This is a genomic window from Acinetobacter lwoffii, assembly GCF_022967985.1.
In the GTDB taxonomy this organism is placed as follows: Bacteria; Pseudomonadota; Gammaproteobacteria; order Pseudomonadales; family Moraxellaceae; genus Acinetobacter.
The window spans coordinates 1-12,828 of record NZ_JALJVC010000019.1 but is presented as its reverse complement, the minus strand read 5'-3'; the positions used below and the strand labels follow the sequence as shown (position 1 = coordinate 12,828).

Genomic DNA, 12,828 nt, shown 5'->3' with positions numbered 1-12,828 from the left:
CGAATTGTTTTGAAATCTTCGCACAGGAAATGAAGTACTCGAGGTCGGTATCGCAGACTGTTCATTGGACAAAAAATAGCGTTACAATGCGATGTCTTGTATTTCTACATAGTCAATGCCTCAAGTTTGAAACACGTTAAGGAAAATACCTCTCTATGTCACGTTTAGCCACACGATTTGGACAACTTAAATCTCAACAGCGTAAAGCTTTAGTTTCTTATGTCATGGCGGGTGATCCGCATCCAGAAGTCACAGTGCCTTTGCTGCATGAGATGGTGGAAGCGGGTGTCGACGTGATTGAGCTGGGACTTCCTTTCTCGGACCCGATGGCAGATGGGCCGGTGATTGCACTAGCTGCTGAACGTGCTCTGGCAGGTGGAACCAATACCCTGGATGCCCTGCACATGGTGAAAGAATTTCGCTTGAAAGATCGCGAAACACCAGTGGTACTGATGGGTTATCTGAATCCGGTTGAAGTGATTGGCTATGAAAAGTTTGTGGCTTATGCCTATGAATGTGGAGTAGATGGTGTACTGCTGGTGGACTTGCCACCAGAAGAAGCACAAGGTCTGGGTGAAGTACTGGAAAAATATGACATGGATCAGATTTTCCTGCTGGCACCAACTTCAACCGATGCACGTATTCAACATGTAGCAAAACAGGCCAGCGGCTTTATTTACTATGTGTCACTGAAAGGCGTGACCGGTGCAGCAACTTTAGATGTTTCTGAAGCCGCTACACGCATTCAAAAGATTAAAGCTGTGACTGATGTTCCTGTAGGCGTAGGTTTCGGTATCAGTGATGCTGCATCTGCGAAAGCGATGGGTGTTGCTGCCGATGCAGTTATTGTGGGTAGTGCGTTTGTAAAGCAGTTTGCAACGCTCGCACCAGAACAAGCCGTTATTGCGACGGTGAATAAAGTCAAGGAGCTTCGAGCAGCGCTCGATGAGTTAGTATGAGTCAACAAGTGAAATCAGGCAAAATTCTGAGCCCATCGACCCCATGGACGGAGCGTACTGTTCCGGGCATTCAGGTACCCGATGAGCAAACGGCATATAAAGCGACATTTACCGAGCCTACGATTGAGTGTCCTGAATGTCATGCATTGGTGACCCGTACTGCCATGTCATTTAATGCCTATGTCTGTCCGCAATGTGATGAACATTTGCGTATGAAAGCCCGTGAACGTCTGAACTGGTTCTTTGACCAGGTGCAAACAGAATTGGGTCAGGAATTTGTAGCCAAAGATCCACTGAAATTTGTCGATAGCAAAGCCTATCCAGACCGTATGGCGGAAGCGCAAAAGAAAACCGGTGAAACTGAAGCACTGGTCGTGATTCAAGGTTTGTTGAAAGGCGTACCGATGATTGCCTGTGCCTTTGAATTCGACTTCATGGGCGGTTCTATGGGAACTGTGGTCGGTGACCGCTTTGTTCAGGCTGCAGAACGTGCGATTGAAGCTCGTCAACCTTTGATCTGTTTTGCTGCTTCTGGTGGTGCACGTATGCAGGAAGGCATGTTGTCCCTGATGCAAATGGCGCGTACTTCGGCTGCGATCCAGCGTTTAAAAGAAGCGGGTCTGCCTTATGTGGTCGTGCTGACTCATCCGGTATACGGTGGTGTAACTGCCTCATTGGCAATGCTGGGTGATGTACATCTTGCTGAACCGAAAGCGATGATTGGCTTCGCCGGTAAACGTGTGATCGAACAGACTGTACGTGAAAAACTGGAAGAGCCGTTCCAGCGTGCGGAATATTTGCTTGATCATGGGGTAATCGATCAGATTGTTCACCGTCATGCATTACGTGATACAGTTTATCGTATCGTTACGAAGTTGATGAATTTGCATTGAACACAGCACCATTAGCAACAGATTCTTTAAACACATGGCTCGATTATTGGAGCCATGTTCACGTTACGGGTATTGATTTAGGTCTGGAACGGGTTATTCCTGTAGCTGAAAAGCTGGGCGTGACATCTCCAGAGGCCAAAGTGCTGACGGTGGCAGGAACCAATGGTAAGGGTTCGACCACTACCACGCTGGCCGCGATCCTGAATGCGCAAGGCTTCAAGGTCGGGCTATATCAATCCCCCCACGTGTACCGTTTCAATGAGCGTGTTAAATTGCGCGGCATTGAAGTGGAAGATCAGTTGCTGATTGATGCTTTTGTTCAGGTCGATCAGGCTCGTCGCGAATGCGGTTTGAGCCTGTCTTTCTTTGAAGCCACGACACTGGCTGCTTTTGTGATTTTTAAAGATCAGTGCTGTGATGTCTGGGTGCTGGAAGTTGGTTTAGGCGGCCGTCTGGATGTGGTCAATGTGGTCAATCCGGATGTTGCGGTGATTACCAATATTGGTCTGGATCATACTGACTGGCTTGGTGACACCATCGAGAAAATTGCTTTTGAAAAGGCCGGAATTATTCGCCCGGATATTCCAGTCGTGTTTGGTGGACAGCAACAGATCCCGCAAGCCATTCTAAATAAAGCTCAAGAATGTAATGCATCTTTGTATGCAATCAACCGGGATTATTTCTATAAAGCCTTTGAAGATGGCCAAAGCTGGGCTTTTGCTTCATCGGGTACGACCTTAAAACTCCCAACAGGTTCGCTGGCACTGGATAATATTTCTACCGCCGTGGCCGCCATTCTGCTGAGCGGATTAAACGTCAGTCAACAGGCAATTGCACAAGGCATTCAAACGGCAAAATTGCCGGGACGTTTTGAAGTTCGTCAAATCCAGAATAAAACCGTGATTTTTGATGCAGGACACAACCCGCATGGGGTCGAATTTCTACTGAAACAATTACGAGATTATTTAAATTACAATCAAAAATATAATGAAGTCATTTGTGTATTTTCAATGCTGGCAGATAAAGATATAAATTCTGTCGTCAAGTTATTGAAAGACACGGTGCAATTGTGGAAAATTGCACCATTATCCGTTCCACGTGCGGCAGAGGTCACAGTTTTGGCTGATGCTTTAAACGGTGAGGCGGTAGAACAATTTGACAATGTAAAATTAGCTTTTAAATCAGCACTGGATCAAACAGATAATAATCAGCTGATTTTGGTATGTGGATCATTTCATACCTTAGAAGCGGTATGGGAGTATTTGGAAGAATGTCAATGAATAACAAACAGCGCTGGATGGGCGGTGTTGTTTTACTCGGTGGTGGTGTTTTATTGGCAGCATTACTCCTGAAAGGCCAAGATGAAATCAATCAGGACCGTCAGCAAAATCCGGCACAGGCTGCGGAAGTTGAAAATAAAGAGACAGGCAATCATTCGCTCGGTTCTTTGACGGTCGATGTAGAAACAGAAAAGCGTTTACTTGAACAGCAACGCCGTGATCGCGAAAAAGCGGTTGCAGAACAGGAGGCGCGTGCAGCCGAATTTTTAGCGATGCAACAGCAGGCTGAAGCAGATGCTGCACGTAAAGCGGCTGAAGAATATGCTGCCCTGAATGCACACCGCCTAGGACAGCAAAGTTCCGATAATATTCCACCAGAACTGGTTGAAGACGAACAGGCCAAGCAGAAACGTCTGGCTGAAGAAAAAGCGGTGCAAGAAAAAAAGTTAGCCCAGCAGCAGCTGGACCAAAAAAAAGCCAATAGTTCTACTGATGCAGCCAAGAAAGAAGCAGAGCGTAAAGCTGCTGAAAGCAAAGCCGCTGAAGAAAAACGCAAGTTAGAGCAACAGCAAAAAGCCGAAGCAGAACGTAAGGCGGCTGAAGCAAAACGTAAAACCGAGGAAGAGCGTAAGGCAGCTGAAAAGAAAGAGGCTGAACGTAAAGCAGCCGAGGAAAAACGTAAAGCTGACGAAAAGCGTAAAGCTGAAGAAGCCAAGAAAAAGGCTGCAGCCGAAGAAGCCAAGAAGAAAGCCGAAGCTGAACAGGCGCGTAAGTTACTGGAAGGCGAAGAGGACAAGCAATGGATGGTGCAGGTGGCACTGGCAGCGAATGAAGCCAATGCAGATGCTGTAGCAGCCAAACTGCGTGCCAAAGGTTATAAAGTGACCAAAAGCTCAACTTCTAAAGGTGTACGTATCATGGTGGGTCCGTCCAAAGACCGTGAGACTGCAGATGCACTCCGTAAGAAAATTGCGTCTGATGCCAGCCTGAATATGAAATCAGCTTGGGTGAATGACTGGGTGCCGCTGGATAAGCGTTAATTCTTTGTATTAATCAAAGTTTCTGTAGATGGATTCTTGAGTTGCTCGCGAATCCATTTTACATTTTCAGGCGTGAATAACTTTTCGATATTGCTCCAAATGGCATGAAAGCCATAACCGCCATGTTTCATTTCCTGTAGCGCCTGCTCAATCGGCCAATGTTCAAAAATAATTCGGTACATGGCGACACTTGCACCAGTGCGGTCTGAACCGTGATAACAATGCAGGAGCACCTTTTGGTGATTTTGTTGTGCTTGCTGAATCAGTAGCATAATTTTCAATAAATCTTCCCGATCAATTGCCCAGGTATGTATGGGTACATGATGTAGCTGAAAGTTTTCATTGCTCAAAACAAAGCTGTCTTGATCCCGTGAACGTAAATTAATAACTACATCGATTTGATGCTTTTTTAATAAAGGAATGAGTTCAGTTGAAGGCTGCTCACTACGATAGACAAAATTGCTGATTTGATGAAAATTATGATTCTGATGAATGGGCTGTCCCCAATGCTGAGGACGTTGAGGTTCAGGCAGGGCCGGCGTGGTCATACAACCTGTCAGGAGGCAGCTCATCAGGATTGGAAATATGCAGATTTTCATACAGAGCATAGATGTTGTTTTTGTTATTTCAAGTTTAAAGTGGATATGGAATTTTGAATATAAAAAAGCCTATCCGAAGACAGGCTGTATCAACAAATCGAATCCGTGGCACGTCAATGTCGTATTCGATAAAACATAAAATCTGGAAAAATAGAGTTTCTCTTATTCTTTACTACGAGCTCCATCTTATCCTGTGCTACGCGCTTCGCTTGTCTTGCGCAAAATTAAAAAGGAGTCCTTTTAATTTTGCTCAGGATGTGGCGTTAAGCGCAGGTAAGGTTTAACCGCGGTATAACCTTTTGGAAACCGTTGCTTGATTTCCTCCTCATCCTTCAATGAAGGGACAATCACCACATCATCGCCATGCTGCCAGTTTGCAGGCGTTGCTACTTTATGGCTATCTGTCAGTTGCAGTGAATCCACCACACGCAAGATTTCATGGAAATTACGACCGGTCGATGCAGGATAAGTAATAATCAAACGGACTTTTTTGTTGGGATCAATGACCACTAAAGAACGAACTGTTAGCGTTTCGCTGGCATTCGGATGGATAAAGTCATACAGCTCGGAAACCTTGCGATCCTGATCGGCAATGATCGGGAAATTCACCGTGGTGTTCTGGGTTTCATTGATGTCTTTAATCCAGCCATGATGCGATTCAACATCATCGACCGACAAGGCAATGGCTTTAACCCCACGTTTTGCAAACTCATCTTTCAGTTTTGCGGTATAGCCGAGCTCAGTCGTACATACCGGTGTATAGTCGGCAGGGTGTGAAAATAAAATGCCCCAGCTATCACCCAGAAAATCATAAAAATTAATCAGGCCTTCACTGGATTGCTGTTCAAAATTCGGTGCGGTATCGCCTAAACGTAAACTCATCTTTTTAGCCTCAATTGGTCTTTTAATGTCGAGATAGGATTTAATATGAATCAATTTTTTTATGATTAAAAATAGTGTTTTTTGCTTTCTTTATGAGTAAATTGCATAAGTAGGATATCCATCTATCCAGAAGCGCAAAAATCAGTCACTTAATTGACTATGTTGCACAGGGAAAATTTGCTACATTACTTTGCCTTAGATCTTAGGGCTAGAACTAAGGATCAGATTTTTTTAGCGGTTTTACAGCAAAACCCTTGTAGTTCAAATTTCTAGCACCATAATAACGACTAAGAACATATTCATTTGACAAGCAAGATTTAGAGAGTCTATTCATGTTGGCAAGTCTGATCGGAGGAATCTTCGGTACCAAAAATGAGCGCGAACTCAAACGCATGCGTAAAATCGTAGACAAGATTAATGTGCTCGAGCCGACGATATCTACCCTTAGCGATGCAGACTTATCTGCAAAAACTGAAGAATTCAAACAACGATATAATAAGGGTGAAACCCTCGATAAATTACTGCCTGAAGCATTTGCAGTCTGTCGTGAAGCCGCAAAGCGGGTGATGGGCATGCGTCATTATGACGTGCAGCTGATCGGTGGTATTACCTTGCACGAAGGTAAAATCGCAGAAATGCGTACCGGTGAAGGTAAAACCCTGATGGGTACTTTGGCCTGTTATCTGAATGCCATCAGTGGTCAGGGTGTACATGTCATTACCGTGAACGACTACCTGGCGCAACGTGATGCTGAGTTAAACCGTCCATTATTCGAATTTTTGGGTCTAAGCATCGGCATTATTTATTCCATGCAAAATCCGATGGAAAAAGCGGAAGCTTATCGTGCCGACATTACTTACGGTACCAATAACGAATTCGGCTTTGACTACCTGCGTGACAACATGGTGTTCTCGCTAGCAGAGAAAAAGCAGCGTGGTTTGACCTATGCGATTATCGATGAGGTCGATTCGATCCTGATTGATGAAGCACGTACCCCGTTGATTATTTCCGGTCAAAGTGAAGATTCTTCACAGCTTTATGCAGCGATCAATAATATTCCACCAAAATTACAGGCACAGAAAGAAGAGAAAGTGCCGGATGGCGGTCACTTCTGGATTGATGAAAAACAGCGTTCAGTTGAAATTACTGAAGTGGGTTTTGAAACCATTGAAAGTGAATTGATTGAAATGGGCTTGCTGGCAGAAGGCGAGAGCTTGTATTCAGCGTCGAACCTGAACCTGTTGCATCATGTCACTGCAGCGATCCGTGCCCATTATCTCTATCAACGCAATGTGCAATACATCATCAACGATGGTGAAGTGATTATTGTCGATGAAAATACCGGTCGTACCATGCCGGGACGTCGCTGGTCTGAAGGTTTGCATCAAGCCGTAGAAGCCAAAGAGGGTCTGGAAATCCAGCCGGAAAACCAGACTCTGGCAACCACAACCTTCCAGAACTATTTCCGTCTGTATAAAAAATTATCCGGTATGACCGGTACTGCTGATACTGAAGCAGCGGAAATGAAAGAAATTTATGGTCTGGATGTGGTGCTGATTCCGACCCACCGTCCAATGATTCGTCAAGACCATAACGATTTAATTTATTTAAATCGTGAAGGGAAATATAACGCGATTATTCAAGAAATTCAGCGTGTGCATGAAGCTGGTGTCGCACCAATTTTGATTGGTACAGCCACCATTGAAGCTTCTGAGATTCTGTCGGATAAGCTAAAAGCGGCAGGGATCCAGCATGAAGTACTGAATGCCAAACAGCACGAACGTGAAGCCGATATTATTGCGCAGGCCGGTGCGCCGCGTGCAGTGACGATTGCCACTAACATGGCCGGTCGTGGTACCGATATCCTGTTGGGTGGTAACTGGAAGGCGTTGCTGGCTAAAATTGAAAACCCGACTCCTGAAGATGAAACTCGTCTGAAAGCAGAATGGGATGTTAATCACCAGGCCGTGCTGGATTCAGGCGGTTTGCATATTATCGGTTCCGAGCGTCATGAATCACGCCGTATCGATAACCAGCTGCGTGGCCGTGCCGGTCGTCAGGGTGACCCGGGTGTATCACGTTTCTACCTGTCACTTGAAGATGACTTGATGCGTATTTTCGCCGGTGATCGCGTAGTCGGCATGATGCGTGCCATGGGCTTGCAGGAAGATGAAGCGATTGAGCACAAAATGGTGTCTCGCTCGATTGAAAATGCGCAGCGTAAAGTGGAAGCACGTAACTTCGATATTCGTAAGAACTTGCTGAAATACGATGACGTGAATAACGAACAGCGTAAGATCATTTATAGTCAGCGTGATGACATTTTGGCAGAAAATTCACTGCAGGATTATATTGAAGAAATGATCCGTGAAGTGATGCAGGGTGTGATCGCCAACTATATTCCACCTGAATCGATTCATGACCAGTGGGATATTGAAGGTCTGGAACTGGCGCTACGTGAAGATCTTTCGATGGATCTTCCTATCGGGCAATGGCTGGAACAGGACCGTCGTCTGGATGAAGAAGCTTTGGTGGTTCGTATTACCGATGAAGTGCTGAACCGCTACCGTTCGCGTCGTGAACAAATGGGTGGGGAATCTGCAGCATCGCTTGAACGTCACTTTATGCTGAATTCTCTGGACCGTCATTGGAAAGAGCATCTGGCGGCCATGGATTACTTGCGTCAGGGTATTCATTTACGTGGTTATGCGCAGAAGAATCCGGAGCAGGAATACAAAAAAGAAGCTTATAACCTGTTTGTGAACATGCTGGGTACGATCAAATCCGATGTCGTGACAGATCTGTCACGCATCCACGTACCGACCCCTGAAGAGCTGGCGGAAATGGAAGCACAGCAGCAGGCACAGGCTGAGGCAATGCGTTTGCAGTTATCTCATGAAGAGTTTGACGGCTTGTTGGCAGGCGACCATGAGGTGACGACCGAGCAAAATGCTCAGGCCAATCCGGTAGCACCAGTTTTTGAAGCACCGGCAAGTCGTAATGCACCTTGTCCATGTGGTTCAGGCCTGAAATACAAACAGTGTCATGGTAAGATCTAAACGCTATTAAAAATCAGAGCCCCATGGCTTTGATTTTTTATGTATGAAGATTTTTCAGAAATTGAATACTGTTTGCAGTCTTAGGAATTAAATGCTATTTAATGGCTCATTCAACACCTCAAAGTGGAATAACCTGAATGAAAAAAGTATTAAAAACGCTCATGATTGCCGTTTTGGCAATGCCTGCCTTAAGTTTTGCACAAACTGCAGCGACCACAACAATTGATAAAGTTCAGCAAGCGGTGGGTACTAACACTGCTCAAGTACAACGTACCGATGCACAAGTGACTGTGGCAAGCCCACGTACCGGCATCCGTTATACCTTTGCCAACCAGAATCGTCCGATTGTGTTGCAGACGGCTGCGATTGCAGCTGCCAATGCGGCAAATGCAGACCGTATTGTTGCTACAAATCCGGCACTTTCTACTGCAAGTCAACAACAGGCGAAACAGGCTTTGCTAAGCGAATCTGGACAACTTGCACAAAATTAAAAATATCTTATTTTAAAAATGTAGGAACCAGTCTTGATGACTGGTTTTTTATTGTGAAAATCCATAACAAATCTCAGGCTGGCTCAGGCTTTGGCTCGATTTTTTGTTGCAGATCAACTAAGCTGTATTTTTCTAAAACTTCAATATTGGACTTTAAAATGGCAGTTGGTGACGTATCTATGCCACAGATGCATGTGGTGAAAGGGGTTAAAATTGGTTCGGCTGAAGCCTATGTGCGCTATCAGAACCGACGTGACCTGGTGATATTTGAACTGGCTGCAGGCTCCAATGTTGCAGGGGTGTTTACCCAGAATGCCTTTTGTGCAGCACCAGTGCATGTATCTAAAGCACATTTGCAAGCGGGAAATCCACGTTACCTGGTAATCAATACCGGCAATGCCAATGCAGGAACAGGTCCTACAGGCATGGCAAATGCAGAAGCCACCTGTGCCAAGTTAGCTGAACTTGCAGGCGTACAGGCTGCTGAAGTGTTGCCATTCTCGACTGGTGTGATTGGTGAGCAGCTTCCAATGGAGCGTTTGCTTACAGGTTTACAGCCTGCGCTGGATTCATTGCGTGATGATGCCTGGGGCGATGCAGCGACTGGAATCATGACCACAGATACTACTCCGAAAGGTGCGTCAGAACAGTTCGAGCTGGATGGTGTGACTTATACCATGACCGGTATTTCCAAAGGTGCAGGCATGATTCGCCCGAATATGGCGACCATGCTGAGCTATGTTGCGACGGATGCACCGATCAGCCGTGAACTGGTTCAACAGTTATTAACTGAAACAGTCAATGTATCGTTCAACCGTATTACAATTGATGGCGATACCTCAACTAATGACTCGTGTATTTTTATTGCCACAGGTCAGGCCGGTGGTGCTGAAATCACTTCGACTGAAGATCCACGTTATGCAGTGGTGCTAGACGTATTGACACGTACCATGAAACGCCTTGCGCAACTGATTGTACGTGATGGTGAAGGTGCGACTAAATTCATTACCGTGACTGTAGAAGGTGGTGGCAATACTCAAGAGTGCTGCGATATTGCCTATAGCATTGCGCATTCACCGCTGGTCAAAACCGCAATCTTTGCTTCTGACCCAAACTGGGGCCGTATTCTGGCAGCGATTGGTTATGCCGGTGTGCCAAATTTAGACGTTGCAAAAATTCAGGTTTGGTTAGATGATGTACAAATCTGCAAAGATGGTGGTGCGGCAGCAGACTATACTGAAGCAGCCGGTGCACGTGTGATGGCCCAGGCTGAAATGACGATTCGTGTTGATCTTGGACGAGGTCAGGCAAAAGATACGGTTTATACCTGTGACCTGTCGTATGACTACGTAAAAATCAATGCAGATTATCGCTCATAATTCAGATTGTTTATAAAGCCTCCGTTGTGGGGCTTTTTTTATACTTAATGATTTTTAATGACTGGTCAAAAATAGCATTTCGCCAGAGATGACCGGGATGTAGGGTGAAAGGTTCATTGAATAGTGAACCATGAGGGTAGAGTAAGAGTTGTTATGAATGATGCGACCAAATTAATAGCCAATGAAGCTAAATCGATTGTGCAGGCGCATTTAGATCGTTTAGGTGTTCCACAAGAACATCAAATGAGCCAGCAGGAAAAATTGGACAAATTTGCACAGATCAAGGCAGAGCTGGAAAAACAGGATGCTGTTTTGGTGGCGCATTATTATTGTGATCCTGAAGTGCAAGAACTGGCTGAACTGACGGGGGGCTGTGTTTCCGATTCACTGGAAATGGCGCGTTTTGGTCGCGATCATCCAGCTTCAACGCTTGTGGTAGCTGGTGTGAAATTTATGGGCGAAACCTCTAAAATTCTTTCACCCAATAAAACCGTGCTGATGCCAACTTTGGAAGCGACCTGTTCACTGGACTTAGGTTGTCCTGTCGATGAGTTTACCGCTTTTTGCGATGCGCACCCGGATCATACCGTGGTGGTTTATGCCAACACGTCAGCGGCCGTGAAAGCCCGAGCCGATTGGGTCGTCACTTCAAGTTGTGCAGTGGAAATTATCGAACATCTGGACAGTCTGGGCGAAAAAATCATCTGGGCACCAGATCAGCATCTGGGTCGTTATATCCAGAAAAAAACCGGTGCAGAGATGTTGCTCTGGGATGGCGCCTGTATCGTGCATGAAGAATTCCGTTCACGCGGTATTGCCAATATGAAAGCGCTCTATCCAGATGCGGCAGTTCTGGTACATCCCGAATCACCGATGTCTGTGGTCGAGATTGCCGATGCGGTGGGTAGTACCTCACAATTAATTAAAGCAGCACAAACTTTGCCAAATCAGCGTTTAATCGTAGCTACTGATCGCGGTATTTTTTATAAAATGCAGCAGGCAGTGCCGGATAAAATTCTGATTGAAGCACCAACCGCAGGAGAGGGGGCAACTTGTCGTTCTTGTGCGCATTGTCCTTGGATGGCCATGAACGAGCTGGATGGTATCTTGCATGTGTTACAGCATAAAGATCAGGAAGTGCATGTCGATCCGCTACTTGCTGAACGAGCTAAACTGCCTCTAGATCGCATGCTGAACTTTAGTGCCGGACTAAAACGTTAAAATTTGTATAAAAAATGTCTGAAGCGATTGATAAATAAACGCTTGAAGCGTTTTTTCGGTTTTTTTTAAATATAGGTGTTGACGTCTCCGGGCGTCGCGCCTAGAATGCACACCGTACCGAACGATGTTCGATACGAAAGCTGAGATGAATCGGAGCATAGCACAGCCTGGTAGTGCACCTGGTTTGGGACCAGGGGGTCGTAGGTTCGAATCCTACTGCTCCGACCAATTCTTCAAGGCAAATGATGTTTGCATCAGTAACGCGCTTGTAGCTCAGTTGGATAGAGCATCCGCCTTCTAAGCGGATGGTCACAGGTTCGAATCCTGTCAGGCGCGCCATTTGGTCGCTTGATGTTAAGAATCAAAATGATGGTGGATGTAGCTCAGTTGGTAGAGCCCTGGATTGTGATTCCAGTTGTCGCGGGTTCGAATCCCGTCATTCACCCCAACTTTTAAAGTTGAAATCGGAGCATAGCACAGCCTGGTAGTGCACCTGGTTTGGGACCAGGGGGTCGTAGGTTCGAATCCTACTGCTCCGACCATCTCCTTCAAGATGGTCGAGATAAAAGATACCGCGTTAAGCGGTTTTTTTATGCCTGAAATTCAATGTGAATAAAAAATATACAATTGTTATCGGTGGCTATCATGGTGAATGCTCGAATCCCTATTAAATTATTTTTCATCTAATAAAACTGTGCATTGAAGATTGCTTTCTTCTCGCATTGCTTCACTCTTAATTTTAATCATTCAACAATTTAACCAGAGTTTATCTATAGAGTGATTATCTTGTTGAATGGAATTTTAATGGATGGATGAGGATTATATTTTTAAAATGGGTAAGGGATTCCATAGTCAATCTATTTTATTAACTCATCTGTTGTGTTTGATCTGAAATAAAGACAATAAAAAATTTTTAGATAGATATAGCAATTAAATTAACTAGAAATACCCATTGATAAGTAAATAAACTACTTTAAAACATCAATAATTGAATAAATTTTGAGTGAAAAATAGAAAAACCTGTA

The 12,828-nt window shown here is 45.1% G+C and carries 10 protein-coding genes and 4 tRNA genes; 12 read left to right on the top strand and 2 right to left on the bottom strand.

Annotated elements, in window-relative coordinates; all coding sequences use genetic code 11:
• Nucleotides 1–155 precede the first annotated feature (155 nt).
• The 4 genes from trpA to MWG72_RS11535 are packed head-to-tail and all read left to right on the top strand — an operon-like array spanning nt 156 to nt 4,172.
• Nucleotides 156–959, top strand: a complete 804-nt coding sequence (gene trpA, locus MWG72_RS11550; RefSeq protein WP_129717563.1) for a tryptophan synthase subunit alpha — start codon at nt 156–158, stop codon at nt 957–959.
• A complete protein-coding gene (gene accD, locus MWG72_RS11545; RefSeq protein WP_247144091.1) occupies nt 956–1,852 on the top strand; it encodes an acetyl-CoA carboxylase, carboxyltransferase subunit beta in 897 nt (298 codons plus the stop codon). The genes trpA and accD overlap by 4 nt, the downstream gene beginning before the upstream one ends.
• Complete coding sequence (folC, locus tag MWG72_RS11540; RefSeq protein WP_247144090.1) at nt 1,849–3,132, top strand: bifunctional tetrahydrofolate synthase/dihydrofolate synthase; 1,284 nt, start codon at nt 1,849–1,851, stop codon at nt 3,130–3,132. The genes accD and folC overlap by 4 nt, the downstream gene beginning before the upstream one ends.
• Nucleotides 3,129–4,172 (top strand): SPOR domain-containing protein, encoded by a 1,044-nt coding sequence (locus tag MWG72_RS11535; RefSeq protein ID WP_247144089.1) that lies wholly within the window; start codon nt 3,129–3,131, stop codon nt 4,170–4,172. The genes folC and MWG72_RS11535 overlap by 4 nt, the downstream gene beginning before the upstream one ends.
• On the opposite strand, the gene MWG72_RS11530 is transcribed toward MWG72_RS11535, so the two are convergent.
• Complete coding sequence (locus tag MWG72_RS11530) at nt 4,169–4,771, bottom strand: dual specificity protein phosphatase family protein (RefSeq protein ID WP_213686888.1); 603 nt, start codon at nt 4,769–4,771, stop codon at nt 4,169–4,171. The two genes, MWG72_RS11535 and MWG72_RS11530, sit on opposite strands and share 4 nt — an antisense overlap.
• Nucleotides 4,772–5,011: 240 nt before the next feature.
• Nucleotides 5,012–5,653: a peroxiredoxin gene (locus MWG72_RS11525; RefSeq protein ID WP_005106108.1), complete on the bottom strand. Its 642-nt coding sequence runs from the start codon at nt 5,651–5,653 to the stop codon at nt 5,012–5,014.
• 332 nt (nt 5,654–5,985) lie between these two features.
• Between MWG72_RS11525 and secA the strand changes: the two genes are divergently transcribed.
• The 8 genes from secA (at nt 5,986) to MWG72_RS11485 (ending at nt 12,345) form a co-directional block, all read left to right on the top strand.
• Nucleotides 5,986–8,712 (top strand): preprotein translocase subunit SecA, encoded by a 2,727-nt coding sequence (gene secA, locus MWG72_RS11520; protein WP_004733777.1) that lies wholly within the window; start codon nt 5,986–5,988, stop codon nt 8,710–8,712.
• 137 nt (nt 8,713–8,849) lie between these two features.
• Nucleotides 8,850–9,203, top strand: coding sequence for a hypothetical protein (locus tag MWG72_RS11515; RefSeq protein ID WP_004281675.1), 354 nt, complete (start codon nt 8,850–8,852; stop codon nt 9,201–9,203).
• A gap of 158 nt (nt 9,204–9,361) precedes the next feature.
• A complete protein-coding gene (gene argJ, locus MWG72_RS11510; RefSeq protein WP_195725617.1) occupies nt 9,362–10,582 on the top strand; it encodes a bifunctional glutamate N-acetyltransferase/amino-acid acetyltransferase ArgJ in 1,221 nt (406 codons plus the stop codon).
• A 153-nt stretch (nt 10,583–10,735) separates the two neighbouring features.
• Nucleotides 10,736–11,803: a quinolinate synthase NadA gene (gene nadA / locus MWG72_RS11505; protein ID WP_247144088.1), complete on the top strand. Its 1,068-nt coding sequence runs from the start codon at nt 10,736–10,738 to the stop codon at nt 11,801–11,803.
• 151 nt (nt 11,804–11,954) lie between these two features.
• Nucleotides 11,955–12,031: transfer RNA gene (locus MWG72_RS11500), tRNA-Pro, on the top strand.
• A gap of 34 nt (nt 12,032–12,065) precedes the next feature.
• Nucleotides 12,066–12,142 (top strand) — tRNA-Arg (locus MWG72_RS11495).
• A 33-nt stretch (nt 12,143–12,175) separates the two neighbouring features.
• Nucleotides 12,176–12,251, top strand: a tRNA-His gene (locus tag MWG72_RS11490).
• Nucleotides 12,252–12,268: 17 nt separating this feature from the next.
• Nucleotides 12,269–12,345 (top strand) — tRNA-Pro (locus MWG72_RS11485).
• Nucleotides 12,346–12,828 lie beyond the last annotated feature (483 nt).

Coding starts and splice junctions, on each gene's coding strand:
- MWG72_RS11515 (WP_004281675.1), top strand. CDS start 8,850: ATGAAAAAAGTATTAAAAACGCTCATGATTGCCGTTTTGGCAATGCCT.
- MWG72_RS11530 (WP_213686888.1), bottom strand. CDS start 4,771: ATGAAAATCTGCATATTTCCAATCCTGATGAGCTGCCTCCTGACAGGT.
- trpA (WP_129717563.1), top strand. CDS start 156: ATGTCACGTTTAGCCACACGATTTGGACAACTTAAATCTCAACAGCGT.
- nadA (WP_247144088.1), top strand. CDS start 10,736: ATGAATGATGCGACCAAATTAATAGCCAATGAAGCTAAATCGATTGTG.
- accD (WP_247144091.1), top strand. CDS start 956: ATGAGTCAACAAGTGAAATCAGGCAAAATTCTGAGCCCATCGACCCCA.
- secA (WP_004733777.1), top strand. CDS start 5,986: ATGTTGGCAAGTCTGATCGGAGGAATCTTCGGTACCAAAAATGAGCGC.
- MWG72_RS11535 (WP_247144089.1), top strand. CDS start 3,129: ATGAATAACAAACAGCGCTGGATGGGCGGTGTTGTTTTACTCGGTGGT.
- MWG72_RS11525 (WP_005106108.1), bottom strand. CDS start 5,653: ATGAGTTTACGTTTAGGCGATACCGCACCGAATTTTGAACAGCAATCC.
- argJ (WP_195725617.1), top strand. CDS start 9,362: ATGGCAGTTGGTGACGTATCTATGCCACAGATGCATGTGGTGAAAGGG.